This is a genomic window from Catenuloplanes nepalensis, from assembly GCF_030811575.1.
GTDB lineage: Bacteria > Actinomycetota > Actinomycetes > Mycobacteriales > Micromonosporaceae > Catenuloplanes > Catenuloplanes nepalensis.
The window spans coordinates 3,507,198-3,532,921 of sequence record NZ_JAUSRA010000001.1; the positions used below are offsets into that span (position 1 = coordinate 3,507,198).

Annotated in this window: 22 protein-coding genes and 1 pseudogene; 10 read left to right on the forward strand and 13 right to left on the reverse strand. The window is 73.9% G+C overall.

Going from position 1 to position 25,724, the window contains the following annotated elements; translation table 11 throughout:
• Positions 1–40: 40 nt before the first annotated feature.
• A complete protein-coding gene (locus J2S43_RS15020) occupies positions 41–856 on the forward strand; it encodes an SDR family oxidoreductase (protein WP_306829651.1) in 816 nt (271 codons plus the stop codon).
• Here J2S43_RS15020 and J2S43_RS15025 read toward each other — a convergent pair whose 3' ends face one another.
• Complete coding sequence (locus tag J2S43_RS15025; protein ID WP_306829652.1) at positions 857–1,525, reverse strand: Type 1 glutamine amidotransferase-like domain-containing protein; 669 nt, start codon at positions 1,523–1,525, stop codon at positions 857–859.
• 774 nt (positions 1,526–2,299) lie between these two features.
• Here J2S43_RS15025 and J2S43_RS15030 point away from each other — a divergent pair.
• The gene (locus tag J2S43_RS15030) at positions 2,300–2,470 is read left to right on the forward strand and encodes a hypothetical protein (RefSeq protein WP_306829653.1); all 171 of its coding nucleotides are present in this window, start codon (positions 2,300–2,302) and stop codon (positions 2,468–2,470) included.
• 58 nt (positions 2,471–2,528) lie between these two features.
• Here J2S43_RS15030 and J2S43_RS15035 read toward each other — a convergent pair whose 3' ends face one another.
• A complete protein-coding gene (locus J2S43_RS15035; RefSeq protein ID WP_306829654.1) occupies positions 2,529–3,359 on the reverse strand; it encodes an enoyl-CoA hydratase/isomerase family protein in 831 nt (276 codons plus the stop codon).
• A 26-nt stretch (positions 3,360–3,385) separates the two neighbouring features.
• Positions 3,386–4,363, reverse strand: coding sequence for an NAD-dependent epimerase/dehydratase family protein (locus J2S43_RS15040; RefSeq protein WP_306829655.1), 978 nt, complete (start codon positions 4,361–4,363; stop codon positions 3,386–3,388).
• Between the two features lie 95 nt (positions 4,364–4,458).
• Here J2S43_RS15040 and J2S43_RS15045 point away from each other — a divergent pair, with 95 nt between their 5' ends.
• Complete coding sequence (locus J2S43_RS15045) at positions 4,459–5,025, forward strand: TetR/AcrR family transcriptional regulator (RefSeq protein WP_306829656.1); 567 nt, start codon at positions 4,459–4,461, stop codon at positions 5,023–5,025.
• 32 nt (positions 5,026–5,057) lie between these two features.
• Here J2S43_RS15045 and J2S43_RS15050 read toward each other — a convergent pair.
• The 3 genes and pseudogenes from J2S43_RS15050 to J2S43_RS15060 form a co-directional block, all read right to left on the reverse strand.
• Positions 5,058–5,261, reverse strand: a pseudogene (locus J2S43_RS15050) (Tn3 family transposase); the annotation flags it as partial.
• A gap of 345 nt (positions 5,262–5,606) precedes the next feature.
• The gene (locus tag J2S43_RS15055; RefSeq protein WP_306839285.1) at positions 5,607–6,236 is read right to left on the reverse strand and encodes a response regulator; all 630 of its coding nucleotides are present in this window, start codon (positions 6,234–6,236) and stop codon (positions 5,607–5,609) included.
• Between the two features lie 20 nt (positions 6,237–6,256).
• Positions 6,257–8,998 (reverse strand): sensor histidine kinase, encoded by a 2,742-nt coding sequence (locus tag J2S43_RS15060; RefSeq protein WP_306829657.1) that lies wholly within the window; start codon positions 8,996–8,998, stop codon positions 6,257–6,259.
• 131 nt (positions 8,999–9,129) lie between these two features.
• On the opposite strand from J2S43_RS15060, the gene J2S43_RS15065 reads away from it, so the two are divergent.
• Positions 9,130–10,023, forward strand: coding sequence for a CPBP family intramembrane glutamic endopeptidase (locus tag J2S43_RS15065; protein WP_306829658.1), 894 nt, complete (start codon positions 9,130–9,132; stop codon positions 10,021–10,023).
• Here J2S43_RS15065 and J2S43_RS15070 read toward each other — a convergent pair.
• A complete protein-coding gene (locus J2S43_RS15070; protein WP_306829659.1) occupies positions 10,002–10,529 on the reverse strand; it encodes a LuxR family transcriptional regulator in 528 nt (175 codons plus the stop codon). The genes J2S43_RS15065 and J2S43_RS15070 overlap by 22 nt on opposite strands.
• A complete protein-coding gene (locus J2S43_RS15075; RefSeq protein WP_306829660.1) occupies positions 10,526–13,264 on the reverse strand; it encodes a helix-turn-helix transcriptional regulator in 2,739 nt (912 codons plus the stop codon). Before J2S43_RS15075 ends, J2S43_RS15070 begins: the two co-directional genes overlap by 4 nt.
• A 236-nt stretch (positions 13,265–13,500) precedes the next feature.
• Here J2S43_RS15075 and J2S43_RS15080 point away from each other — a divergent pair, with 236 nt between their 5' ends.
• The 3 genes from J2S43_RS15080 to J2S43_RS15090 are packed head-to-tail and all read left to right on the forward strand — an operon-like array spanning position 13,501 to position 18,844.
• Positions 13,501–15,171 carry a dynamin family protein gene (locus J2S43_RS15080; RefSeq protein WP_306829661.1) on the forward strand — a complete coding sequence of 557 codons (1,671 nt, stop codon included), beginning with the start codon at positions 13,501–13,503 and terminating at the stop codon, positions 15,169–15,171.
• Complete coding sequence (locus tag J2S43_RS15085) at positions 15,168–17,108, forward strand: dynamin family protein (protein ID WP_306829662.1); 1,941 nt, start codon at positions 15,168–15,170, stop codon at positions 17,106–17,108. The genes J2S43_RS15080 and J2S43_RS15085 overlap by 4 nt, the downstream gene beginning before the upstream one ends.
• Entirely contained in the window at positions 17,105–18,844 is a 1,740-nt protein-coding gene (locus tag J2S43_RS15090) for a hypothetical protein (RefSeq protein WP_306829663.1), read from the forward strand. The genes J2S43_RS15085 and J2S43_RS15090 overlap by 4 nt, the downstream gene beginning before the upstream one ends.
• Before the next feature lie 41 nt (positions 18,845–18,885).
• Here the strand turns inward: J2S43_RS15090 and J2S43_RS15095 are convergent, their stop codons facing one another.
• Positions 18,886–19,284: a hypothetical protein gene (locus J2S43_RS15095; RefSeq protein ID WP_306829664.1), complete on the reverse strand. Its 399-nt coding sequence runs from the start codon at positions 19,282–19,284 to the stop codon at positions 18,886–18,888.
• A complete protein-coding gene (locus J2S43_RS15100) occupies positions 19,281–19,475 on the reverse strand; it encodes a hypothetical protein (protein ID WP_306829665.1) in 195 nt (64 codons plus the stop codon). The genes J2S43_RS15095 and J2S43_RS15100 overlap by 4 nt, the downstream gene beginning before the upstream one ends.
• Before the next feature lie 298 nt (positions 19,476–19,773).
• Here J2S43_RS15100 and J2S43_RS15105 point away from each other — a divergent pair, with 298 nt between their 5' ends.
• Together J2S43_RS15105 and J2S43_RS15110 are read left to right on the forward strand one after the other, a co-directional pair.
• Positions 19,774–20,388: a TetR/AcrR family transcriptional regulator gene (locus J2S43_RS15105; RefSeq protein ID WP_306829666.1), complete on the forward strand. Its 615-nt coding sequence runs from the start codon at positions 19,774–19,776 to the stop codon at positions 20,386–20,388.
• 77 nt (positions 20,389–20,465) lie between these two features.
• Positions 20,466–21,983: an FAD-dependent monooxygenase gene (locus J2S43_RS15110; RefSeq protein ID WP_306829667.1), complete on the forward strand. Its 1,518-nt coding sequence runs from the start codon at positions 20,466–20,468 to the stop codon at positions 21,981–21,983.
• Here J2S43_RS15110 and J2S43_RS15115 read toward each other — a convergent pair.
• From J2S43_RS15115 to J2S43_RS15125, 3 genes are all read right to left on the reverse strand, one after another.
• Positions 21,980–22,336 (reverse strand): GntR family transcriptional regulator, encoded by a 357-nt coding sequence (locus tag J2S43_RS15115; protein WP_306829668.1) that lies wholly within the window; start codon positions 22,334–22,336, stop codon positions 21,980–21,982. The genes J2S43_RS15110 and J2S43_RS15115 overlap by 4 nt on opposite strands.
• A 160-nt stretch (positions 22,337–22,496) precedes the next feature.
• Positions 22,497–23,318, reverse strand: a complete 822-nt coding sequence (locus J2S43_RS15120; protein ID WP_306829669.1) for an NAD-dependent epimerase/dehydratase family protein — start codon at positions 23,316–23,318, stop codon at positions 22,497–22,499.
• 58 nt (positions 23,319–23,376) lie between these two features.
• Positions 23,377–24,822 (reverse strand): Hsp70 family protein, encoded by a 1,446-nt coding sequence (locus tag J2S43_RS15125; RefSeq protein ID WP_306829670.1) that lies wholly within the window; start codon positions 24,820–24,822, stop codon positions 23,377–23,379.
• Between the two features lie 132 nt (positions 24,823–24,954).
• Between J2S43_RS15125 and J2S43_RS15130 the strand changes: the two genes are divergently transcribed.
• Positions 24,955–25,722 (forward strand): glycerophosphodiester phosphodiesterase family protein, encoded by a 768-nt coding sequence (locus J2S43_RS15130; RefSeq protein WP_306829671.1) that lies wholly within the window; start codon positions 24,955–24,957, stop codon positions 25,720–25,722.
• The last annotated feature ends 2 nt before the right edge of the window (positions 25,723–25,724 follow it).

Below are 25,724 nucleotides of genomic sequence, written 5' to 3' on the forward strand. Positions count from 1 at the left end.
CTTGGGCCGCCGTGCGCTCGGATCAGGAAAGGGCCTCCCCATGAGCAAGGTCTGGTTCATCACCGGTACGTCCCGCGGCTTCGGCCGCTCCTTCGCCGAGTCCGCGCTCGGACGGGGCGATCAGGTCGCCGCGACCGCCCGCGACACCGCCACCCTCGACGATCTGGTCGCCACGTATGGCGACGACGTCCTGCCGCTGGCCCTGGACGTAACCGACTCCGCCGCCGTCACCGCCGCGGTGAACGCCGCCCACGAGCGGTTCGGCCGGCTCGACGTGGTGGTCAACAACGCCGGCTACGGCCTCTTCGGCGCGATCGAGGAGATCAGCGAGCAGCAGCTGCGCGACCAGCTGGAAACCAACCTGTTCGGCGCGTTCTCGGTCACCCGAGCGACGCTGCCGATCCTGCGCGCGCAGGGTAGCGGTCACATCGTCCAGATCTCCACCATCGGCGGTGTCGGCGCGTTCCCGAATCTGGGCGGCTACCACGCCTCGAAGTGGGCGCTGGAAGGTTTCTCCGAGGCCCTCGCCCAGGAGGTCGCCGGCTTCGGGATCACGGTGACGCTGGTCGAGCCCGGCGGGTTCGCCACCGACTGGGCCGGCTCCTCCGCCGTCCACGCCGACCCGCACCCCGCCTACCAGCCGCTTCGCGACGCCATGGCCTCCCGGGCCGGCGGGGCGCAGTACGGCGACCCGGCCGCTGCGGGCCCGGCCCTGCTGCAGATCGTCGACGCGGATCACCCGCCGCTGCGTGTGCTGTTCGGCAGCCAGCCGGTGGGACTCGTCAAGCACCTCTACGCACAGCGTCTGCAGACCTGGGCCGACTGGGAGCACGTCTCCCACGCCGCCCAGGGCTGATCACGGTCGGAGTTTCGTCCACTGCCCTTCGGAGATCACCTCGGTCACGCCGTCGACGACGGAGATGGCGGTCTGCTCGTCGATGGCGTAGGCCGGGGTGTCCAGGCCGGCGGCCCACCGCCGGGCGTGGGCGAGCGTGTTGGACGGGAACAGGTCCAGGTGCGGGAAGATCGAGAAGTCGACGAGGCCGAGGGTGCGGTCGTCCGGCGCGCCCGGCCACTCGACGAAGTAGTCGCCGATCCGGGGGGTCATCACCATGCTGCCGGCGCTCACACCCACCCACACCGTGGCGGGCAGCGAGGGCAGCAGGCCGGCCAGGCCGGACTCCCGCATCCAGTGGCAGAGATAGGTGGCGTCGCCGCCGTCGGCCAGCAGCACGTCGGCCTCGCGGACCCAGGGCACCCACCGCTCCGCGCCGATCGAGGGCAGCGCGGTGAGTTCGAGGACGCCGAGGGACGCCCAGCCGAGCCCGGACAGGAACCGCCAGTCCGACGCGGGGTCGGCGGCCAGGAAACCCCGCACCGATGCCGGCCCGCACATCGGGTGACCCCACTGCGCGGTCGGGATGCAGAGCGCGCGGCACTCCCCGATCGGCTTGCCGAGCAGGCCGACGAGCGCGGCGCGGATGCTCGGGTTCGTGACCCCACCGGACGTGAGCAGCAGCTTCACGGCACCTCCGAACGCGTGTACGACATGTCAGACGGCAGTCTAAGGCCGGTCGCCTCCCCGGACGGCCCTGGTCACTCACCGACGGGTTCCGGCCACCCATCCCGCCGTTCACGCCTCACCAACGCGAGGTCCAGAGCGGAAAACTCATCTTCCCGCTTCCCGCTTCCCGCTTCCCGCTTCCGGCGCGGTGCGGCCCGCATGCTCCCGCGGGCCCCGGTCGTCGCTGGCGCTCCTCCCTTCCGTTCCGCGGGGGCTGAGTCACAACCTGAAGCGACTCGCTGACGTCCGCCGGACCGGCCCCGTTGTCCAATCCCTTCACCCGAGAGCGCGAGCCAACCCGGCCGCTCACGGCAGCCGGGCGCTCCACGCCCGAAATGTCGTGACATCCCACCCTCCGCGCGGACTACCGGCTCGCGATACGCCGCCGCCGAGCCCTGAGTGATCAATCAGTGGAGCAAAAGGTAGATCGAAAATCGAAGTTGATCGCTCTTTTGCTCCACTGATTGATCGCTCAGGCACCAGGCCCAGGACTGCCAGAAGTTGCTGGCGCTGCCAGCCTCGGGCCGGCCGTAGCTTCCAGCGAAAAACAACGCCAACAAGTTGATCTAGGCTTGCACCTGGGGCGCTGCCTCAAGACGGTGGTCTTGCGGGAGAGCCGATTCGCCGTTTCCCGGAATCCCGGCATGTGGGAGTAGAGGGTCGGCACCGTCACCTATCCGGTCCGAATGAGAGGACGTCGTGCGGGATGAATCGGTACCGGTTGTGGTGGGGCCCGTGGCTACCGCGGCACCGACGTGCCCGGTCTGCGCGGGCCTGTCCGGCCGGGGCCGGGCACTGTTCGACCGCCTCCCGCTGAGGGCCAGCTGCGCCGAGCACGGCTGCCGGCTGGAGGACACCGCCACCGTGTCTCCGGCCGCCGGCCCCGCCACGCCCAACTCGGTGTGACCGACCAGATCCGCCGCTGAGGCGGCCTGGTAGAAGCCCAGGCCGCCCACCGTAAGGCCTACCGTTGTGGGAGCGCTGCCATGCCGAGGTAGTGGCCCATGTTGCGCTCAACCTCTTCGGCTCCGACCTCGGCGAGTAGTCTGTCCAGGGCTTGTACGCGGCCCTGAAAGCCGGGTCCGGCGGCGGCGGCGACGAATTCGGTGGAAGAGGCCAGCAGGTCTTCCCTCGGTGGCAGGGTGGCCCGGTTGACCTGTTTCTTGACCGCGGCGAGGGCCGTCTTGTCAAAGGCGGCGATGCGCGTGGCAGTGGCGTTCACGAAGCCGTCCAGTTCGGCGTCCGGGACTGTTCTGGTTACCCAGCCGTAGTGTTCGGCCTGGTCGGCGTCGTAGTCGTGGCAGCTCAGGAACACTTCGAGTGCGCGGTCGCGGCCGATAAGCCGGGGCAATCGCTCGCCGGCGCCCCCACCGGGGATCAGCGCCAAGGCGACCTCGGGCTGGCTGAAGATTGCTTCCTCCCGGCTGGCGTAGCGCAGGTCAAAGGCGAGCATGAGTTCCGCGCCGCCTCCCCGGGCACGCCCCCGGATCGCGGCGATGCTGACGAATGGTGCGGTGGCCAGCCGGGTCGTCAGGTCGACGAAGACGGGGGTTGCCGCGTCCTGGCCGGTCATCGCGAGCAGTCGTACGAAGTCCTCCGAGTCGGCGTGGTTGAGGAAGAAGCCGGGCACGGAACTGTCGAAGACGACGACGCGGGCGTGTTCGTCGTGGCCGAGGATCTCAACCGCTTCGGACAGTTCGGCAAGAGTGTCCGCACCGACGAGGTTCACGGGCGGGTTGGCGAAGGTGACTCGACGGACGTACGGAGAAACCTCAGTGATCGTGAATTGCCTCATGGGCTTCCTTCCGGTGCGGGGGGGATTCAGGATCGGGCCATGCGACGCAGGCCCTCGTCCACGGAGATCGTCGGCTGGTAACCCAGGCTGGTGCGGGCGCGGGTGATGTCGTAGACCCGGTCGCGGCCCATGAAGGTGACGATCCAGTGGGTGAGGGGCGGCGGAGTAGTGCTGCGCCGGGCCTTGGCGGCGGTCTCCATCAGGGTGGCGACGGGTGAGGCCATCGCCCGGGGGAAACTGCCGGCGCCGCTCACGTCGATCCCGCGGGTGGCGAGCAGCGAGGTGAAGAACTGCCGGGCCGGCCGGGGGTCGCCGTCGGTGATGTAGCAGATGAGGCCGTGTTCACCGCGTGTCATCGCCAGCGTGACAGCGTGGGCGAGGTTGTCGAAGTGGCAGTAGTCGACCAGATGACGGCCTCCGTCGATCCAGGAGAACCGGCCGGCCTCGACCGACTCGACGAATCCCTCCAGGTTGTGGGCGCTGCGGCTGCCCCAGAGGAAGGGCGGCCGGATGATCACCAGGGCGGTGTCGCCGTGCGGCAGCGCGAGCAGTTCCTGTTCGGTGCGAAGTTTGACCCGGCTGTACGCGATGTTCGGCCGTCCCGGGTCGGAGCTCTCGTTGACGCGGTCCGCCCGGTTGCTGCCGGTGGACACGCTGGCTGCCGAGATCAGCACGAAGTGCTTGACCCGTGCGGCCACCGCGGCCTGGTAGAGCGCGATGGCCGGCCGTAGGTTGCGGTCGACGAACAACTGATCCGGACCCCAGAATTCCATGAACGCCGCCGCGTGCACCACAGCGTCGACCCGGCTGAGGACGTCGAGCCAGGCAGGCGTGGCGGCGATCTCCGCCAGGTCGCCGCGCACCGGCAGTGCTCCGGCGGCCTTGACCGCCTGCGCGGCCTCGGTGGACCTGGCGAGTGCGTGCACCGTGTGCCCCTCGCCGATAAGGCGGCGGATGATCGCGCCGCCGGCGGAGCCGGAGCCCCCGGTGAGAAAGACTTTCATGGGAACCCCCAGAGTTTCGACGCGCCCGGTTGACGCTGTCACCTGAACTACACTGAAGCCTTCAGGTGACGTTGTCAACTCTGTAGGATGGTTCGGTGATCACCCGCGTTGAGTCCGCCGCCGCCACCCGCCGTGCCCTCCTCGACGCCGCAGCCGGGCTGCTCGACGAAGGCGGACCGGAAGCGGTGACCCTGCGGGAGGTGGGCGCACGGGCGGGCGTCAGTCGCGGTGCGCCCTACCGGCACTTCGCCGACAAGGACGACCTCCTGACCGCGATCGCGGCACAGGCCTGGAACTCACTGGCCGATGAGGCAGTCACGCTGGGCGCGGACCCGGACCTATCCACCCGGAGCAAGGTGCGGGCGATGCTCGCCGGGATGCTCGCCACCGGCAGGCAACGACCACACCTGTACCGGTTGATGCACCGACCACCGGCCGGACCCGAAGTGCTGCAGGCCGCCGGGCGCAGCCAGGGCCCGTTCGTCGCGGCCTTGAGCGACCTGGTCGGTGAAGCACAAGCCCACCGTTTCGGAGCTGTGCTGCTCAGCGGCGTACACGGGGCCATCGGCATGGAAGCCAGCGGTCAGCTCACCCGAGACAAGTGGAAGACCGACGCCGACGACATCCTCGATACCCTCGTTGGACTGCTTCCCGCGAGCTGACGAGCCTCCCGGCGAGTCAGTGCAGACAGAACCCACATACCCGTGATCAGCTCGGTGTTCAGCCGCCGGGTCCGCAGCGGCCCGACCAGCGGATAGCGGCCGGTGAAGTCGGCCTTGCCGCCGGTGCGGTCGAGGGTGATCTTCCCGAGGTCGCGGATCCGCGGGGACAGCTGCTTGCCGACCAGGTCGAACAGGGCGAAGCTCGCCATTGTTGCGCCGTGCGTATCGGTGGCGTTGTTTTTTCGCTGGAAGCTACGGGCGCCCCAGGCTGTGCGCTCGGCGGCTTACCGACCTTCGGCGTCAGGACAAGAAGCGCCTCCCAGCGATGGGCCTCTATGTACCGAATATCGGGCGCGCAGCGCCCGGATCGCCGGCGTACTTCGCACCTCGACCCCGAAAGCCCAGTAGTCAGGAGATTCGGGCACGAGGTGCCCGGGCACAAGACGGAGCGAAGTGACTCGACCCGCCGCGCCCGGAGACCGGCGCGCGATTCGCACACCGGCAAGTCGCCGGGCACGGTATGCCTGCTGTCATACGGGGCAGCCGGTGTGGCCGGGTCGTTCGTCGGGCGCCGGGGCGCGCTACGCCGAGCGCGGGCGGACCAGGCCGACATCGTAGGCGAGGATGGTCGCCTGCACCCGGTCGCGCACGCCGATCTTGGTGAGGAGCGCGTTGACGTGGGTTTTCACGGTGCCGACGCCGACGCCGAGGCGGGCGGCGATCTCGGCGTTGGAGAGTCCCTCGGCGATCAGCGTCAGCACCTCGCGTTCGCGCGGGGTGAGCGCGGCCAGTTCCGGGCGTTCCGGGGCCGCCGACGGTGTCACGCCGGTGGCGAAGGCCTCGATGAGGCGGCCGGTGACGGCCGGGTCGAGCAGGGCCTCGCCGCCGGCGATGACGCGGATCGCGGCCAGCAGCTCGTCCGGGTCCGCGTCCTTGAGCAGGAATCCGGACGCGCCCGCGCGCAGCGCCTCGAACACGTACGCGTCCAGGTCGAACGTGGTCAGGACCAGCACCTTCGGCGGGTCGTCGGCCGCGGTAACCAGGCGGGTCGCGGCCAGGCCGTCCATGCCGGGCATGCGGATGTCCATGATGACCACGTCCGGGCGGGCTGCCGCGGCCAGCTCGACCGCGGCGGCACCGTCCGCGGCGGTACCGACGACCTCCAGGTCGTCCTCGGCGTCGATGATGGCGACGAACCCGGCCAGCAGCATCGGCTGGTCGTCGACCACGATCACTCGAACGGCGATGGCCGCACCTCCTCACTGGCGACCGCCCGCGGCGGTCGATTGCCGTTCCCGGCCGCCGTCGACGACCCGGTCTCGGCCGGCGTCGATGCCGATCCAGCCGCCGCCTGCGGCCCCGTCGTCGACGCCACGGCGGAAGCCGGCGCCGCTGGCGCGATCTCGCCTGAGACTGGAGTGCCTGCGGTTGATGCCGCGCCGGACGACGACACGGCGGCGGGCTCGCCTCGGACCGGCGTCTCCGCCGGGGCGGGAATCGGCGCCGGAACGGCCAGGGGCAACAGGATGTCGGTCTCGCCCGCCGGGTGCACGGTCATCGTGCCGCCGACCGCGTCGACGCGGCCGCGCAGGCCGGCGGCGGCGCGCGGGTCGGCCAGGACCGGGATCCGGTTCAGGAAGATCCGCAGGCCGCCGGTGACGCCGATGACGATCTCCAGGGGTCCGGGGCCGGGTAGCGCCAGCGCCGCCTCGATCAGGCGGTACGCGGACACGTCCACGCCCGGCGGCAGTTCCGGCATCGGTGTGGCGTACCGCAGCATCACCGGTCGTCCCGCCGCCCGCTGCGCCTCGCAGAGCGCGCCGATCTGCGCGGCGGTCGGCTGCGGCGCGGTCTCCGCCTCCGTCCCGGCGTCGTCGCCCCGCGCCCCGCCGCGCAGGCTGCCGAGCAGCTCCCGCATCGCGGCCAGCGTCGCCCGCGCCGCCGTCAGCACCGCATCCAGGCGCGCCGCGGTCTCCCCCGGCTCTCCGGCCGGGGCGACCACCGGATCCGGCGCGCTCCCGCGCCCGTCGACGACCGGCCGTGTGCCGGACGGGTCCTGGGCCGGCGGGCCGGTAACGGGCGGGGAGGCCGCGGTGAGGACGTCGGTGGCGCGGGCGAGGACGGTGGCGCGGAGTTCGGCGGCGATGCGCCAGCGTTCGGCGAGGGCCTCGCCGGCCGCGGAGACGGTCGCGGCGAGGACCACGTCGCGTTCGCGGTCCTGCAGGCGGGTGCGGCGGCGCCGCCAGCTCGCGCCGGCGATCCAGCCCGCCAGCAGCGGCACGGTCAGCAGCCCGCCGAAGAACACCGTCATCATCACCGTGATGACCGCGCGTTCCGCGGTGCCGTCGTAGTCGGCCGGGTCGTACGCGGCGATCTCCGCGATCGCGCCGGCCGTGATCGCGAACCCGGCGACGGCCCCGGTCACCGGCGCGACCAGCCACGTGTACGCGGCCCGCCCGCGGCCGTGTGCCGCGACGGCGTAGACCGCGTACGCCTCGACGAACCCGCCGAACACCAGCACGCTCAGCGACCCGGCCGGCAGCACCCCGGTCGCGGCCAGCACCGTCCAGCCGATCAGCACCGCGACGACCGCGCCGAGCGTCCGCCACGGTGCGCGGTGCGCCCACAGCAGCGGTGCCGCGTGCCCGGTGAGCAGCGCGCCGGCCGCGAGCGCGATGCCGGGGTCGCCGCCGGTGGTCAGGCCCGGGTCGATGAGCAGGACCGCGACGCTACCCATCGCGAGGATGACCGCGACCAGCCCGTCCGTGAGATATCCGCGCACCGACGCGCCTCGCCCCTGCCAGGCGCGCCGCAGCCGGGACGGTGCCGCGGCCATCGGCAGCCGGGCCGCGACCCGCCAGCCGTGCCCGTCCGGCCCGGCCGTGAGCGTGCCGCCGAGCCGCTCCGCGCGGGCCCGGGCGCCGGCCAGGCCGCTGCCGGAGCCGACGCCGTCCGCGTCGGACGCGCGCGTCGCCGCCGCGTTCGCCACGCTCACCCCGGCCTCACCCGCGGCCGCGGTGACCGTGATGGTGACCGCGCCGCCGGGGGCGTACCGCAGCGTGTTGGTCAGGGCTTCCCGCACGATGGCGAAGGCCGCGTCCGCGACGTCGGCCGGCACGTCGCCTGGTGTGCCGGGGTCGAGCGTGACCGGCTGGCCGAGCCGCCGGAACTCGGCCGCCAGCCCGGCCAGCCGCGCCGGGAGGTCGCCGCCCGCGTCCGTGGACCGCAGCACCGCGACAAGATCGAAAAGCGTGTCGAGGGTACGGCGGGCCGCCTGCGCCGAGAACGTGAGCGCCTCCGCGGCCAGCTCCGGGCGTTTCGCGGCGAGCCGGCGGGCCGCGGTCACGGTGACCACGATCGCGGTCAGGTGGTGCGCGCTGACGTCGTGCAGTTCCCGGGCGAGCCGGTGCCGTTCCTCGCGCGCGGCCTCGGCCCGGGCCGCCTCCGCCTCGGCGAGACGGCGGCGGGCGGTCTCCCGGCCCTGACGCCACACCTGCCGCCGGTGCCCGAACAGCGCGACCAGCGCGACGAGCAGCACGTCCGCGGCGACGAGCAGGACCAGCCCGAGCCCGCTCTCGCCGGCGTAGTACGCGGGTGTGAGCGCGTTCGCGGCGACCGTGGCCGCGGTGAGCGCGACGGTGACGGTCAGCGTGGTCCGCACGCTCGTCCAGGCCCCGACGGAGAACAGCGAGATCAGCGACGCGGCGGTGAGCGCGTCGACGAGCGAGGTGCCGTCCGCGCCGAGCGGGTCCGCGGCCACCTGCGCGGTCAGGAACGCCGCGTGCACGGTGACCGCCGCGGTGACCGGCCGGACCCGGCGCAGGCCGAGCGCGCCGACGACGATCGCGGTCGCGGTCAGGACCAGCGCGATCACGGCGGGCGGCTGGCGGAACAGCGCGGGCCCTGGCCACAGGCCGAACTGCACCGCGCCGAGCGCCAGCGGCAGCAGCCAGTCGGTGCGCTTCGGAGGCATCGCCGGACATCGTAGGGGGAGCACGCGGTCCCGGATGTCCCCGGGCTGGCTCCGGCTCTACCCAGCGATAGAGGCCGGGTTCGTTTTCGCGGCGGATGAGACCGCGGGTGCGGGCCGGGATGCTGAACGGCATGACGACGACGCTCGACGCACCGCGGACCGCGGTCTCCTACGACCGGCTCGCGCGTACGGAACACCACCGCTGGTGGCGGCCGCTGGCCGGGACGCTGCTGGTGGCCGTCGGTGCGCTGGTGGTCGCGCTCGGCCCGTACCTGGTGGCACTGGCCGCGCTGCCGGGCCTGCCGGTGGACGGCGATGGGTTGCCGGTGCTGCCGGACGAGGCCGACCTGGCAGCGGGCCTGGCCGGGCTGGGCCTGGTGATCCCGGTGGTGCTGCTGGCGGCGCGCTGGGTGCAGCGGCGGCCGGCCGGGACGGTGTCGTCGGTGGCGGGCCTGCTGCGGTGGCGCTGGCTGGGCCGCTGCGCGCTGCTGGCCGTACCCGCGGTGGTGTTGATGTATGGGTTGTTGTTCCTGCTGCCCGGGGAGGACGAGGCCGTCACCTGGGTCGGCTGGGAGAGGTTCGCGCTCGGCGCCGCCGTGGTGGTGCTGTTGACGCCGTTCCAGGCCGCGGGCGAGGAGTACGTGTTCCGTGGCTGGCTGATCCAGGCGTTCGGCGCGTGGTTCCGGTCGCCGTGGCCGGGGATCGTGGTGTCGTCGGTCGCGTTCGGGCTGCTGCACGGCTACGGCACGCCGTGGGGGATGGCCGACCTGATCTTCTTCGGCGTGGTCGCGGCCGTGCTGACGATCCGCACCGGCGGGCTGGAGGCCGCGATCGTGCTGCACGCGGCCGGCAACGTGGCCGGGCTGCTGGTCGCGGCCGCGATCGGCGGGCTGGGCAGCGACGAGACCGCCACGGACGCGGACGCGCTGGTCGTGGTCGTCGACATGGTGATGGTGACGCTCTACGCCGCCGCGGTCCTCTGGCAGTCCCGCCGCGTGGAAGGTCAGTTCTTGCTCTCCAGGTAGGCCATGACGGCCTCGCGGGTGCTGCGGACGCCGAGGAGCTTGCGGGCCTCGGCGATCCGCCGGTTCGCGGTGCGCAGCGACATGAACTCGGCCGCGGCCGCCGCCGCGATGGTCTCGCCGTCGGCGAGCCGGTCCAGCAGTGCGCGCTGCTCGGGCGCGAGTTGTTCGACCGTGCCGGTCTCGGGCACGACCGGGGTGTCGGTGTCGCGGCGGACCGGGCCGAGGCGGGACAGGTCGCCGATGAGCGCGCGCCCGATGTCGCCGGTCGCGTCCGCGATCGCGATGACGCCGGCGCCGCGCGCGGCCGCGAGCACGACGAGCTGGACGGTGTCCAGGTCGGGGACGCGGCCGAAGAGCACGAGGTTGTTTCCGGTGACGTCCCAGCCGGCTTCGGGCAGCGCGAAGCCCTCGCGGGTGGTCCAGCCGTCGCGGGCGAGCCGCCGCAGCACCACCGTGGCGTCGGTGGTGCTCGGCAGCACGTACCGGGGCGTCTCCGGAAATGTCACGACATCAGCGCCTCTCGGACGCGGACCGCCGCTTCTGTCCGGGTGCGGGCGCCGAGTTTGCGCATCGCGGAGCGGATGTGCGTCTCGACGGTCTCCGCGGACACGCCGAGTTGCCCGGCGATCCGGCGGGTCGGGTCGCCGGCCGCGACCAGCCGCATCACCTGCTGCTCGCGGGCGGTGAGGTCGTCGCCGGCGCGCGGCCCGCGGATGTCGCGGCGCACCGAGTGCTGGCGCAGCGCCCGCTGGGCCCGGCCGCGCAGCACCACCAGGCCGGCGCGTTCGGCGAGGTCCTCCGCGTTGAGCAGCGCGCGGACGGCCAGGTCCGGCTCGTCCTCGTGCAACCCCTGCGCGATCAGGCAGCGGACCTGTTCGCGGAGCACCACGCTGGACCAGGCGGCCGCGGACGCGGCGAACGCGGACGGTGCCGCGGACGGCGACGCGGCGAACGCGGAGAGCGTCTGGTGGATCGCGGTCGGCCCACCGGCCGCGGACTCCAGGCCGGTCACGTCGATCGGTGCGCCGTCCCGGGCGGCCCAGCGGGCGGTGATCCGGTGCAGTCCGGACAGCAGCGGGATCCGGTCGGTGTCCGGGTCCCAGGCCGCGGCCCGGTCCGGCTGCCCGTCGAGCCAGGCGATCTCCGCGGCGACCCACCCGGCGACCGGCGTGCGCGGTGCCGCGTCCAGGCGGGCGCGGGCCGCGCCGAGCAGCCCGGCGTCCGCCTCGACCAGCCCGGCCGCGGCGGCGGCGTAGGCGCGGGCGAGCGCGGGCAGCGACCGGTCCATCAGGTCCGCGGCCCGGTGCACGACCAGGTCGGCGAGGACGGGTTCGACGACGGACGGGGTGGCCTGGACGGTCGCGACGCCCCGTGGCGGCTGCACCCCGGGTGACGGCAGGCCCGCCCCGAACGCCGGGATTGCCGGTTCGGCCCGGGCCGTGGCCGGTGCGGGGATGCCGGCGACCGCGTGGCCGCGCAGCGCGGACGCCCACAGCCCGGCCGCGATGAACCGGGTCTGCCAGCTGTAGGCGAGATCGGCCTGGCAGGCCTGCGCCGCGACCTGGGCGAGGTGCGCGGCCTCGGGCAGCCGCCCGTCCGCCGCGAGCGTCTCGACCAGCACCCACGCGGACCAGCGGGCGGTGAGCGCGTCCCCGGCGTCGCCGGCCGCGGCGGTCGCGGAGGCGAGGGCGTTCTCCCAGCCGTACGCACGGCGGGCCGCGGCGACCGCGGCGACCGCGGCGCGCAGCCCGGTGTGTGCCGGGGTCTCGCCGTGCCGGGCGATCACGGCCGCGGCCGTGCCGACCGCGAGCGCGGGGTCGTCGGCGAGGTCGGTGAGCAGCAGCACCCGGTCGCGGGCGGCGAGCAGTTCGGGGGCGAGCCCGGCCGGGACCGCGGCCGCGCTGTGCCGGGCGCCGTCGAAGTCGCCGGCCTGCAGCAGCGCCTCGGCGCGCAGCACCATCGCCTCGACCACGGTCGCGTCCGACGCGACCGTGTGTTCCAGGGGTGCGAGGACGGACGCGGCCGCGACGGGCCGGCCGGTGGCGAGCGCGGCGCGGGCGGCGGCGACGCGCACGCCCGCGTCCGGGAGCACGCCGGGCAGCCGGCAGGCGAGCAGCAGCAGTTCCGCGCGTTCGCCTGCCCTGCCGGTGGTCCGGGACGCGGAGACCGCCAGCCGGTACGCCTCGTGGGTGTCGCCGGCCGCGGTCAGGTGCCGGACGGCCTCGCGCGGCGGGGTCAGGCGGGCGAGGCGGCGATGCAGGCCGGTGCGGGCGTCCGCGTCGAGCATGCCGGCGGCGACCTCGGCCACGTACGGCGAGACGGCCGCGACCATGCCGAGGTCGGCCCGGGTCGGCGGTGTTGTCGCGGATACGACAGAAAGAGTTCCGGTGATCGACTCGACCGGGTCGCCGGCCGGGATGTGCGACGGCAGCGACACGATCAGGCCGTTGTCGGCGAGTTCGGCCGCGCCGGAGCCGAGCAGCCGGGCCGGGGCGGGCCGTCCGAGCAGGCCGAGCGCGGCCATCGCGGTCCGGGCCGGGCGGGTCAGGTCGGCGATCGCGCCGGCGATCGCGTACCGCAGGTCGACGGCGTCGTCGACCGCGCCGGTCTGCTGCGCGTGCCGGGCGAGCGCCTGGCACGCCAGGGGCGACCCGCCGGCCTGCCGGACCACGGCCGCGACCGCGTCCGGTGCCAGCCCGGGCGCCACCTGCGAGACGAGCGCGGACGCGTCCGCGCCGGTCAGCGGCGGCACGGGCAGCCACGCGGCGGCGGCGGCGCGGAGCGCGGCGAGGGTGGCGCCGGGCAGCCGGTGCGGGGTGCGCAGCGCGACCACGACCCGGGTGTGCGCCGCGATCAGCGGCAGCGCGGCGAGCGTGAGCGGGTCGGCCCACTGCAGGTCGTCGAGGACGAGCAGGCCGTTGCGGACGCGGGCGCGCACGGCCTCGGCCAGCAGCGGCGCGTCGTGGCCGGGCAGCCGCACGCGCACGGCCCGGGTCAGCGCGAACGTGGGCACGTCGCGCAGCGTGGCGAGGCCACCACCGGCGAACACCGGCCCGGAGAACGCGTCGCCGAGCTGCGCCAGCAGCCGGGTGCGCCCGGCACCGGGGCCACCGGTGAGCACCACCAACCCGGGCTCGGCCAGGGCCTGCTGTGCGCCGGCCAGCACATCGGGCGTGCCCGTGGCCGTGTCCCGGCCCTCCGGTGGCAGCATCACGTGCGTGCCTGACTCTGTCTCGTGCAAGGGTCCTCCCCCACCAGCTCGCTGCCACCGCCCATGCTGCCGGTTGCACGGTGGCACGAACATGGGATCCTGCGCCGGCAGGATATTCGTACCGTAGGGCCTAATAGTCTTGGGCCACGCACGTAGAGGGTGTCACAGACGCTCTCACCGCTTCACCGGGAGGGATCGACCAAGCGATGGTGGACGACCGCCGCAACAGTGCCATTGTGGCTGAGAAGATGGGCGGCTGACCAATCGTGGTGCAAGGTCCCCTGACCAACCGGGTCGCCGCGCTGTGTGACGAGGTGGGCCCGCGGCTGTCACCGGCGAGCGCGCAGCAGGTGCTCGCGGTCCGCCGCCGCCTGGACGAGGCGCTGCGGGTCGCGGTCGCCGGCCGGCTCAAGGCCGGAAAGTCGACGCTGGTGAACGCGCTCGTCGGCCGCCGGGTCGCGCCGACCGCGGTCGGCGAGTGCACGCGCGTCGTCACCCAGTTCCGGTACGGCACGGCGGACCGCCTCGACGTGGTCCGCCGGGACGGGTCGCGGGTGTCCCGGCCGCTGGAGGAGTCGGGCATGATCCCGATGCAGCTCGGCGTGCCGCGCGAGGACATCGCGTTCGTCGACGTGACGCTGACCAGCGACCGGCTGCGTGACCTGACCGTGGTCGACACGCCCGGTCTGTCGTCGACGAACCAGTCGATCTCGGCCGCGTCGTCGAACTACCTGACACCTGATCAGGCGACGCCGGACGCACCGCTCGACGACGACCTCGACGACGACTCGGTCGCCGCGGTCTCCGGCGCCGAGGCGGTCCTCTACGTGTTCACCCAGGCGGTCCGCGCGGACGACATCGCGGCGCTGTCGACGTTCCAGTCCGTCTCCGCGCGGCTGTCCGGCAACCCGATCAACTCGATCGGCCTGTTCAACAAGGTCGACAAGCTGGTCGCGGGCGGCGCGGACCCGTGGCCGGTCGCCGGGCCGCTCGCCTCCGACCAGGCCGGCGTGCTGCGCCGGGTCGTCTCCGAGGTCGTGCCGATCGCGGGCCTGCTCGCGGAGACCACCGAGGCCGGGCGGCTGACCGCGGCCGACTGCGAGGCACTGCGTACCCTCGCCGGGTTGTCACAGACCGAGCGCATGGTGCTGATGGCGTCGGTCGACCTGTTCATCAACCGCGACTGCCCGGTGTCGAAGGCGCAGCGGGAGCGGCTGCTGAGCCTGCTCGACCTCTACGGCATCGGTTTCGCGCTCGCGCAGTTCGCGGCCAAGCCCGAGCTCGGCTCCGGCGAGCTGGTCCGGCTGCTGCTGCAGGCGTCCGGTTTCGCCCGGCTCCGCAACACCCTCGACCAGGCGTTCCGCTGGCGCACCGACGCGATCAAGGCGGCCTGGGCGCTGTCCAGCCTGGAGCGCCTCGCCGGGCACGCCGCCGCCCAGCAGGACCGGGAACTGCTCCGCGACGCCATCGAGCGCGTCCTGCAACAGCCCGAATATCACCGGCTGCGGCTGCTGGAGGCCGCCCAGTCCGTCACCTCCGGCGCGGTCGCGCTGCCCGAGCAGATGGAACGCGAGCTGACCCGGCTGGCGCTGACCACGGACGCGGCCTGGATCCTGGAGATGCCGCAGGCCCACGTGGAGGCGCTGGCCCAGGCCGCGCTCGCCGCCGCGAACCGGTGGCGGGTCTTCGCGGTCGCCGGCGCCAGCCCCGCCCAGGCCCGCGTCGCCCAGGTCGCGCACCGCGGCTTCTTCCTCCTCGCCCAGCAGGTCCGCGGCCAGAACTCCGCGCACCCGGTCTCCGGCGCAGCCCCCCACGCCGCACCGTGGCAACACCAACCGCCACCGCCACCGGGGTACGGGCGGGCACCCGGTTACCCCGGTGCGCCTCAGCCAGGCCCGCCCCACCAGTACCGCCCAGGCCACGGAGGTTACCGATGACCGCACCCGCCGCAGCGAAACCCGGCGGCGCCGAGGCGGTGCAGGCGCTCGCCCGGCAGCTCGCCGCGACCGCGGACGGCGCCCTGGCCTACCTGCGGTCGGTCGAGCCGGACGCGGCCGCGGACCTCGACGAGCTGGCCCGCCGCGAGTCGGACAAGCCCGCGATCGTCATCGTCGGCGAGACCAAACGCGGCAAGTCGTCGCTGGTCAACGCGCTGATCGGCGCGCCCGGCCTGTCCCCGGTCGACGTCGCGGTCTCCACCTCCGCCTACCTGGAGATGACCGAGGCGCCGACGCCGCAGGCCCGCGCGTGGCAGCCCGGCCAGGAACACCCGATCGAGATCGGCATCGAAGGCCTGACCACGTGGGGTACGGCCGGTGGCCGCCTGCCCGAGGGTGCGCGCCCGCCGCGCCGGATCCAGATCGGCTACCCGTCGCCGCTGCTGGCACACCTCACGCTGATCGACACGCCCGGGACCGGCGGCCTCGACCCGGCGCACGCCGAGGTCGCGCTCGCGGCGGCGGAGCAGGCGACCGCGCTGCTGTTCGTCGTCGACGCGTCCTCGCCGCTGTCCAAGCCGGAGCTGGACTTCCTCATCCAGGCGTCGAAGCGCGTCAACCTGGTCATGTTCGCGCTGACCAAGACGGACGCGTACCCGGGCTGGCGCACCATCCTCGCCGACGACAAGGCGCACCTGAAGACGCACGCGCCCCGGTTCGGCAGCGCCCCCTGGTTCCCGGTCTCGGCCCGGCTCGCGGAGACGGCCGCGCAGATGCCGCCGGAGGTCGCGGCCGAGCTTGCCAAGGAGGCCCGGATCGACGAGCTGGCCAAGGCGCTGCGCCAGGTCGCCGGCCGGCGCGGGCTGCTCGACCGGGCCAACATGCTGCGCGCCCTGCGCTCGGAGATGGTCCGCCGCGACCTCGCGCTCGGCGAGCAGATGACCGCGACCGACCCGGACCCGGCCGACGCCGCGCGCGCGAAGGAGCAGCGGCAGCAGCTCGCGGCGCGCAAGCGCACCGACTCCCGGCAGTGGTCGCTGGCGCTGAACACGCACGTGCAGCGGGCCCGGGTCGAGTCGACCGGTGGCCTGCGGACCGCGCTGTCCGAGCTGCAGGAGGACTACCTCGGCAAGCTCGACAAGTTCAAGCGCAACGAGTTGGAGGCGCTGCCGCAGAACGTCGACGCGGCGCTGCACGCGGTGTCGCTGAAACTCTCCGCGGACCTGGAACGCCGGTTCCGGCAGGTCGGCGAGGAGGTGCTCTCCCACGCGTTCCCGCCCGCCGAGCTGCAGCACGTCCTCGGCCGGCTCAACGCCCAGCTCGGCCACGCCCTCAACACCAAACCCCAGCGCGACGCGGGTACGGACAACGTCATGGTCGCGCTGTCCGCCGGTGGCATCGCGATGATGGCCGGCCGGGGCGCGATGGCCGGCGCGTCCGCGCTCGGCGCGACCGCGATCGTCGGCGGTGGCCTGCTGCTGCCGGTCGTCGGCGTCGGCATCGGCCTGGCCGCGGGCGCGTTCATCCTCTACAAGCGGCGCGTCGCCGGCGACCGGCAGCAGGCCAAGGTGTGGCTGCGCGAGGTGATCGGCGAGTCCCGGGCCGCGCTCACCGACGAGGTCGCGCACCGCTTCACCGACCTGCAGTACGCGCTGACGCTCGCGCTCGACGACGCGATCGAGCGCCGCCTGAAGGAACTCGACGAGCACATCGGCAAGATCGACCAGGCGCTCGCGACGGACAAGGCCACGCGCGCGAAGAAGAAGGCCGCGCTGACCGCGGAACGCGACGCGTTGCGTGCCCGCGTCAAGCAGGTCGACGAGGTCCTGGTCAAGACCCGCGGCCTGGCCCCCGCCTCGGCCAGCGCCGCCGTCAAACCCGCCGCGAAGCCGGCCGCCCCCGCCGCCCCCGCATCGACCGCTGGAGGAGCACCGTGACCGACCAGGACTGGCCCGGCGGCGAACCGCCGGACGACGACACCACCGGCGACGTCACGGGCTCCGGCGCACCGCTCTTCTCCCACTCACCGTTCGGCGACGACCTCCCGCCCTTCGACGAGCCCTCGTCCTCCTACGACGTACCGGGCTTCCCGGAGGAGCCGGCGGTCCCGGCCGACCCGTCCACGTCGCCGTCCGCGCCGGACGTGCCGGCGTCGGAGGGTTTCGGCGCGGCACCGTCGTACAGCGAGGACGACCCGTTCGCGGCCTCCGCGGGCTCCGGCGGCGGCGAGTCGTACGAGTACACGGAGGGCTTCGGCGGCGCCGACGAGGCGGACCCGGCGGACTCCGGCTCCGGCCCGTCCTCGGACCCCGGGTCCGATGCCGCCTCGGATTCCGGCGCGACGTCTGCTTCAGGCGCCGAGGCCGGTGACGGCTCTGGCGGGTCGGGCGCGGCGGAGACGCCGGCCGGTGCTGAGCCACCGGCGGTCGAAGGCCTCGGAGACGCGGAGTCCCCGGCGTCCGGTTCGATCCCCGCCGACGGCCCGGAGAAGGTCGCCGACCCCGACTCGGCCGCCGACCCCGACCCGGCCGCAGGCGCTGACGAGACCACTGGCCCGGGCGCCGATGCCGGCGAGACCGTCGACCCCGGCCAGTCGTCCGGCCCGGACCCGGAGGCCACGACGCCGGAGCCGGTGAGCCCGTCGCTGGGCGACGTCGTCGGTCCTTCCGCCGGCACCGACGAGACCGCGACCCTGCCGCATTCCGCGGCACCCGGCAGCAGCGCCGGCACTCCGGATGCCACGCCGCCGTCGGATCCGTCGTTCGACGCCGGCGACGCGTCCCCGGACCCCGCCTCCGGTGCCGACTCGGCGTCCGGCGAGGAGCTTCCCGCCGCGGAGGAGCCCTCGGCCTCCGCATCGCCGGCAGACGGCACCGACCCGGGCGCGGTCTCCCCGGATGCCGCCGGCGACTCCTCCGGATCGGGCGGCGGTGAGCCGGCCGCCGAGGAGGGCTTCGGCGACGCCTACACCGGCAGTGCATCCGACTACGGCGACGACGTGTCCGTCCCGTCCGGCGCTGCGGCGTCGCCGGGCTTCGAGGCCGGGAGCGACCTGAGCGCCGGGAGCGACCTGAGCGCCGGGAGCGGCGGCGGCGAGCCCGCCACGGAGGAGGGTTTCGGCGACGCCTACACCGGCGGCGCGTCCGGTGACGGTGACGTCGCCGGCCCGGCGGCGGACGCCGGTGAGCCGGTCGTGGTGCCGTCGTTCGTGCCCGACGTGGACGCCGACGGCGGTCCGGTCGCGGCGGACGACTACGGCGTACCCGCGGATGATTTCGATCCTGAGGATGCCCCGCTGTCCGAGGCCGACTACGGCGCGGCGCCGCCGGTCGGGGCCGACCCGGATCTCGCCGATCACGGTGAGGGCGCGGTCTGGGACACGTTCCCGCCGGACCTGGCGCTGGAGACCCCGGACCCGATCGACGGCCCGCCGTGGATCGACCCCGACCTGCTCGGCGACCTGTCCCCCGCGGATCTCGCCGCCGGTCTGTCCCCGGCCGACCTGGCCGCCTGGTCCAACCCGCTCTCCGCCGCCGACCCCACGGTCGACCCGGCCGACCTGCTCGACTACGCCGGCGCCGCCGACCCGGCCGGCGACCCGTGGACCGCCCTGCAGTCCTCCGACGACCCGGCCACCGCGGCCCTGGCCCGCTGGTGGGCGCCTCCGGCCTGACCTGATCCGTCGTCGAGGCCGGTCGTGTGCCGGCCTCGACGTCAGTCGGGCGGAAGTTCGAGAATCCGGCTGTTGGCGATCGCTCCGACATACAGACTCGGCTGGGCGGTCAGGATGTCCACACCGTGGACGATTGCCTCAAGCATTGCAGCAGACGCGTCCCGCCGCCCGACATCTCCGTCCAGGGCGGCTAGTCCCTGCCACTCCCTTGGCCCCAGCGTCAGCACCTCTGCGGCATCGTGCGTGGCGAGCACGTCGAGCAGGTCGGCGTCGGCAAGGCGGGTTCTGGCCTCGGCGAGGCACAGCATCGGGAGGCCGACCGTGCCGTTCTCGTCAGCGATCTCGCCTATCAGTTCCCCGACACCCACGGACTCACGGCAGTAGGCAAGGATCGCGGAGGTGTCCAGGACGACGCGCACCGGGCGCGAGTCGTCGCTCATGCGGCTGGGCGGCGGGAGCGAAGACCGAGCCGGACGCAGAGAGCCTCGTTCTCGTCCGGGTCTGGGTGGTGAGAAAGCACCTGCTTGGCCCAGGCGCGGGCGCGGGCACGCTGCTCTTGGGTGGCATTCGGCGCGTTGGGTAGCGGCTTGTTGCCGGCGGACGCCGGGCCGTGGTCGAGAGGCTCGGTCATGACCACAGATTACCGCTCCGTGCTTACGCAGTCTGTACACCTAATCGATTATCTTTCGGCACCACTCTCGGCGCGGGATAGCGTGCCGATCATGGTGGAGGTGGGTGTTGCGGCCGGCGGTGGACGGTGATGTGGGGGCGACGGTGATGTGGGTGCGCCGGCGGAGGTGCGGGCCGTGGCGGCGCGGCTGGATCTGGATCGGCTCGGGCGGTTCGACGAGGTCCCGGTGCGGCAACCCCGCTGATTTTTGCGTGCCACGCATCTTTGCGGAGCACGCACTTTTGTGTACGGTGGTGGCATGGGGCTGCGGGAGCAGAAGAAGCGGGAGACGCGGGCCGCGCTGAGCTGGGCCGCGGTCCGGCTGATCGTGGAACGTGGCGCGGAGAACGTGCTGGTCGAGGACATCGCGGCCGCGGCCGGGGTGTCGCCGCGCACGTTCAACAACTACTTCTCCAGCAAGGGTGAGGCGGCCGCGGCCCGGCACCTGGACCGCAGTCTCCAGCTCGCGGCGGATCTGCGGGAGCGTCCGGCCGGTGAGCCGCTGTGGGCGGCGATCACGGCGGCGGCGCTGGCGCAGACCGAGCCGGGCCCGGAGGTGATCGCGCACCCGCAGCCCGATCATGTGCAGTGGGCGGCGGGCATCCGGGCGATGATGGACTCGCCCGGCCTGCAGGCGGAGATGCTGCGCGCGGGCATCCGGGCGGAGGCGGCGATCGCGGCCGCGGTCGCCGCGCGCACCGGCACAGACCCGGCCCGTGACCTCTATCCGAACCTGGTCGCGGGTGCGGTCACCGCGGCGACCAACGCGGCCCAGCAGCAGTTCATCGCCCGCGACGCATCCGTGTCGATGGCGGAGCTGCTGCGCGAGGCCCTGTCCCTGCTCGCGTCCGGCCTCCCGGACCCGACTGCATAGACGCATCGGCCGTACGTCCCTGGCGCGCACCGGCGTCGCCGGGCGATCTCTCGTACCCACATTTTGGGGGTTTTGTCATGAAAAACTATGATGTCGTGGTGGCCGGGGCCGGGCCGAACGGGCTGATGGCCGCGTGTGAGCTGGCCCTGGCCGGGGTCCGGCCGCTGGTGCTGGAGCGCGATCCGGCCCCGCGCGAGGAGCAGCGGGCGAACGGCATGGTCGGCCAGATCGTGCGCATGCTCGACCGCCGTGGCCTGCTGTCCCGGCTGACCGGTGACACCGCCGCGCCGCGCCCGGCGGACCATTTCATGTTCGCCGCCTACCCGATGCCGTTCCACCTGCTGCCCGGCAATCCGGTCTACACGGTGCTGGTGCCGCAGCGCCGGGTCGAGGAGGTGCTCGCCGCGCGGGCGGCCGAGCTGGGTGTCCAGATCGTCCGCGGGTGCGCGGTGACGGGCGTGTCCCAGGACGGCGACGCGGTCACGATCACCACCGCCGACGGTACGGTCCGCCGCGCCGCGTGGCTGATCGGCGCGGACGGGGGCCGCAGCACGGTCCGGAAGCTGGCCGGGATCGGCTTTCCCGGCGTCACCCACGACCGCACGGTCAGCCGTGCCGCGCACGTGCGGCTGGCGGCGGACGCGCTCGACCCGGAGACGCACGCGCTGCGGGTTCCCGGTTTCGGCGAGATACCGCCGTTCATGCACACCCGCCTGGAGCGCGGCATGCTCTCGTTCGCCCCGTTCCCGGACGGCCGCGTCATGGTCAACGTCTCCGAGCACGCCGCCCAGGAGGCCGGCCCGGGCGCCGGCGGCACGTCGGTGGCCGACATCGGCACCAGCCCGACGACGACGCCGGTGTCCGAATCCGGCGGCGAGCCGCCGATGACGCCGGAGGAGTTCCGGGCCGCGTTCGCCCGGGTCACCGGCGTTCCCGCCCCGTTCCCGGAGGTCACCCCGCTGCGCCGGCTGGCCGGCGGCAACACCCGGCTGGCCGACCGCTACCGCGAGGGCCGGATCCTCCTGGTCGGTGACGCCGCGCACGTGCACTCCGCGATCGGCGGGAACGGCCTGAACCTGGGCCTGCAGGACGCGATCAACCTGTCCTGGAAGCTGGCCGCCGAGATCCACGGCTGGGCCCCACCCGGCCTGCTCGACACCTACGAGTCGGAGCGCCGCCCGGCGGGCGCCCGGGTCACCATGCAGACGACCGCGCAGGGCGTCCTGGTCGGGCCGGGCCCGGAGATCACCGCGCTGCGCACGCTGATCGGCGAGCTGTTGCAGGACCCGCCCGCGCTCGCCCGGATCGCCGCGCTGATCTCCGGCGCGGACGTCGTCCACCCGCACACCACGCGCTGGGCGCCGGACCTGACCGTCGACGGCCGCCCGCTGTCCGCGTTCACCGCCGACGCCCGCCCGCTGCTGATCGACGCCACCACGGACCAGCGGCACGCCACGCTCGCGGCCCCGTGGAGCGACCGCGTCACGATCGTCACCGGCGACGCCGAGACCAGCATGCTGATCCGCCCGGACGGTTACGTCGCCTGGGAACCGGGCGGCGACCTGGCCGCGTCCCTGACCCGCTGGTTCGGCTAGAGACCCAGCGCCGCCCGCGCGAGATCAAGGGCCTGTGCCGGGGGTACGCCGAGCGCGCGCGTCGCGGTCGCGTACTGCCCGGCGAGCCGCAGCGCCTCGGTGGACGCGCCGGTGGCACGCGCGGTGATCACGGTGCCGTGCCGGCCGCGGGTCTCGACGAGCCCGGCCTGTTCCAGCTCGCGGTAGGCCCGCGCGACCGTGTTCACAGCGAGCCCGAGTTGGTCCGCGAGGGCCCGGACGGCCGGCAGCCGGGTGCCGGCCGGCAGGACACCGTCGCGGGCCTGCGCGGCGACCGCGTCGCGGATCTGCGCGTAGGGCGGCTCGTCCGCGTCCGGTGAGATGACGATGCGCACGCTGGCACCTTAACCCCGGCGGCGCACCGGGTAGGTGAGGTGGGTGGTGCGTGGCGACTCCCCGCCACGCGGCCAGGTGCCGGACCTCGGTGAACGCCTCGAACACCAGCTCCCGCGGCGCGTCGATCTCCCGGTCGGCGATCGTGTCCTGTGCCATGAATCAGCTGAGGAAGTCGAGGGCGGTGAAGCGGGGGCGGTAGCCGAGGGCGCGGGCGGCGGCGCGGGAGTCGTAGACGCGGTCGATGCCGGCCGGCAGCCGCCAGCCGCGTTCCCGGAACGCGGCCGCGACCCGGGGCACCCGTGCGGTGATCAGCGCGGGGGCGTCGCGGTAGAGGTCACGGCAGTCGCCGGGGGTGAACGGGTACGGGCCGGCGATGTTGTAGGCGCCGGTGACCGCGGTCTGGGTGGCGGCGAGCACGATCGCGTCGGCGACGTCGCCGACGCCGACCGCGCGGTGCAGCAGGTGCCCGGCGAGGATGTGCGGGCGTTCCGGGAAGCAGCGGGCGATCCGCAGCACGATCGCCGGGATCGGCCCGGCCGCGACGAGCCGTTCCGCCGCGAGTTTCGTGTCGTCGTACACGTCGCGGGGTTTCGGGGTGAGTTCCTCGTCGACCCAGACCGCGGTGCCCTGCGCGACGAGCGCGTGCCCGTAGACGCTGGTCGAGCTGATGTAGACGAGGCGGCGCACGCCGGCGCGGGCCGCGTCGCCGAGGAGCGCGGCGGTCGCGTCGACGTTCACGGCCCAGAACTCGTCGTCGGCGACGGTCCCGACGTGCGGTGCGTGCAGCGCGGCGACGTGCACGAGCGCGTCGGTGTCCCGGACCGCGTCCGCGCGGACCCGCGGGTCGCGCAGGTCACCGGTCACCTCGACCCACGGTCCGGGCGCCCGGTCGGTGCCGCGCACCGCCCAGCCGGCCTTGTCCAGTGCTTCCGCCGCCGCCGTGCCGACCAGCCCCGCGGCCCCGGTGATCACCACCCGCATGCGTCCCATCATCTCAGGCGATTGCGGCCCGGACGGGTGCGAAGCGGTCAGAAGCGCATCAGTACGTGGTGTACGGCGTCGGCGTGGAGCCGGGCTCGCCGCCGGTCTCGGTGTCCGGCAGCACGTTGATACACACGCAGCACAGGATCCAGATGATGTTGAGCAGCGCGATCGCCCAGATCCAGCGCGGGTCCTTGTACCAGGCGCGTTTCGGGCCGGTCATCACCGGCGGGCGCGGCGGCGCGACCGGGCCCTTCGCGACCATCGGCGGGTGCATCACCGGCTGCTGGTGCATCTGCGGCGGGGCCTGGTGCATGACCGGCGGGGGCGGCTGCATCTGCGGCGGCCCGGACGTCGGGTAGGCCGGCCCGCCGGACGTGGCGACCGGCCGGTACGGCGGCACCGACACCGGTGCGGGCCGCTGCGCGGGCGTCGGTGCCGGCCCGCCGTGGTAGGCGGCGCCCTCGGCGACGACCGTCTCCGGCTGTTCGAGGGTGGTCGGCGCGACCCCGATCCGGTTGTGCAGCAGGCTCGCGACCAGCGGGATCCGCGACGACCCGCCGACCAGGAACACGCCGGCCAGGTGGGTGGGGGCGAGCCGGGCGGCGGCGACCGTCTCCAGGAGCGTGTCGACGGTGCGGGCCAGGTGCGGGCGCAGCAGCCCGTCGAACTCCTCCCGGGTCACGTGCGCGGAGATGTCCATCGACGGCACGTGCACGTCCGCGCTGTTGGCCCGCGACAGCGACTCCTTCGCGCCGCGCACGTCGTCGTAGAGCAGCGTGCGCTGCCGGCGCTGCGTCGCGTCCCGGGGTGCGATCAGGCCCTGCCAGAGCGGGTTCGCCCCGGCACCGTAGGCGCGGCCGAGGTGGTCGACGAGCAGCTGGTCGAAGTCGAGGCCGCCGAGGTCGTGCAGGCCGCGCTGGGCGAGGACCTCGAACCCGGCCGGGCCGGCGTGCCGGACCACGGCCGCGTCGAACGTGCCACCGCCCAGGTCGTAGATCGCCAGGGCGCGGCCGGGTGCGAGGTGCGCGCCGAGCACGGACGTGTAGTACGACGCGGCCGCGACGGGTTCGGCTATCAGGCGCGGCTGCGGCAGCCCGGCCAGCCGCGCGGCCTCGAACAGCGCGGCCCGCCGCCGCTCGCCCCACTGCGCCGGATGTGTCATCCGCAGCTCGTCCGGTGCGCCGCCCAGGTGCCGGGCCGCCTCCTCACCGACGCGGCGCAGCACCGCGGCGATGAGCTGCGCGACCGGGATCTCGACGCCGCCGAGCAGGACCGCGCCGTCGTCGATGCGGCGCTTCGGGTTCGGCTCGAACCGCGACGGGTCGTGCAACGCCGACCGTTCCGCGTCCCGGCCGGTGCGGATCTGTCCGTTACTGTCCAGGTAGACGCACGACGGCAACAGCGGCGAGGAGTCGAAGACCAGCGCGCGTGCCGGGCCGTTGTTCGACCGCACCACGGCCACGGTGTTGGAGGTGCCGAAATCGATCGCCAGGACGCGCATCGGGACACCCTAAGGCACCGCCGATCATGAGGGCACGCGGGGACAGCGCGCCGTAACGGTCGGCTTCCCGACGCAAAACATGTTCACCGTCCGGACGCCTGCGCGACGGCGGGCACCCGGCATACTGCGCGAGTGGATCACCCGTACCCGTACCTGGACGCGCCCGTGCCGATCGCGTTCGCGCACCGAGGCGGTGCCGCGGACGGCGTCGAGAACACGGCGGAGGCGTTCGGCAACGCGATCCGGCTCGGCTACCGGTACGTGGAGACCGACGTGCACGCCACCGCCGACGGCGTCCCGGTCGTCTTCCACGACCCGGACCTGCGCCGGCTCACCGGCCGTCCGGAGCGCGTCTCGCAGCTGACCTGGGCGGACCTGGCGAGCGTGCGGGTCGCGGGCGCGGCGGCCGTACCCCGGCTCGACGAGATCCTGGACGCGTGGCCGCAGGTGCGGTTCAACATCGACGTGAAGGCCGACGGCGGCGAGGAACCCACCATCCGGGTGATCGAGTCCGTCGTCGCCCAGGACCGGGTGCTGCTGGCCAGCTTCTCCGACGCGCGCCTGGACCGGATCCGGGCGATCGCCGGGCCGCGGATCGCCACGTCCATGGGCATGCGGGCGGTCGCGAAGCTGCGGGTCGCGTCGCTGGCCGGGCGGCCCGTCAAGCTGCCGGAATCGGTGGTGGCCGCGCAGGTCCCGGTCCGCTACGGCCGGCTGCCCGTCGTCGACGCGCGTTTCGTCCGCGCCGCGCACGCGCAGGGCTTGCAGGTCCACGTGTGGACCGTCGATGATCCCGCACAGATGCACGCGCTGCTCGACCTCGGCGTGGACGGCATCATGACCGACCGCCTCGACGTGCTCCGCGACGTCTACACCCAGCGCGGCGCCTGGCCCGCCTGACA

Bases quoted from the DNA above. Each gene is read 5' to 3' on its own strand.
- J2S43_RS15020 (WP_306829651.1), top strand. From the start codon at position 41: ATGAGCAAGGTCTGGTTCATCACCGGTACGTCCCGCGGCTTCGGCCGC.
- J2S43_RS15035 (WP_306829654.1), bottom strand. From the start codon at position 3,359: ATGAGGCAATTCACGATCACTGAGGTTTCTCCGTACGTCCGTCGAGTC.
- J2S43_RS15040 (WP_306829655.1), bottom strand. From the start codon at position 4,363: ATGAAAGTCTTTCTCACCGGGGGCTCCGGCTCCGCCGGCGGCGCGATC.
- J2S43_RS15055 (WP_306839285.1), bottom strand. From the start codon at position 6,236: ATGCTGCTGGCCGGGTTCGTCGCCATCATCGACGCCGAGGACGACCTG.
- J2S43_RS15060 (WP_306829657.1), bottom strand. From the start codon at position 8,998: ATGCCTCCGAAGCGCACCGACTGGCTGCTGCCGCTGGCGCTCGGCGCG.
- J2S43_RS15065 (WP_306829658.1), top strand. From the start codon at position 9,130: ATGACGACGACGCTCGACGCACCGCGGACCGCGGTCTCCTACGACCGG.
- J2S43_RS15085 (WP_306829662.1), top strand. From the start codon at position 15,168: ATGACCGCACCCGCCGCAGCGAAACCCGGCGGCGCCGAGGCGGTGCAG.
- J2S43_RS15095 (WP_306829664.1), bottom strand. From the start codon at position 19,284: ATGAGCGACGACTCGCGCCCGGTGCGCGTCGTCCTGGACACCTCCGCG.
- J2S43_RS15100 (WP_306829665.1), bottom strand. From the start codon at position 19,475: ATGACCGAGCCTCTCGACCACGGCCCGGCGTCCGCCGGCAACAAGCCG.
- J2S43_RS15105 (WP_306829666.1), top strand. From the start codon at position 19,774: ATGGGGCTGCGGGAGCAGAAGAAGCGGGAGACGCGGGCCGCGCTGAGC.
- J2S43_RS15110 (WP_306829667.1), top strand. From the start codon at position 20,466: ATGAAAAACTATGATGTCGTGGTGGCCGGGGCCGGGCCGAACGGGCTG.
- J2S43_RS15120 (WP_306829669.1), bottom strand. From the start codon at position 23,318: ATGCGGGTGGTGATCACCGGGGCCGCGGGGCTGGTCGGCACGGCGGCG.
- J2S43_RS15125 (WP_306829670.1), bottom strand. From the start codon at position 24,822: ATGCGCGTCCTGGCGATCGATTTCGGCACCTCCAACACCGTGGCCGTG.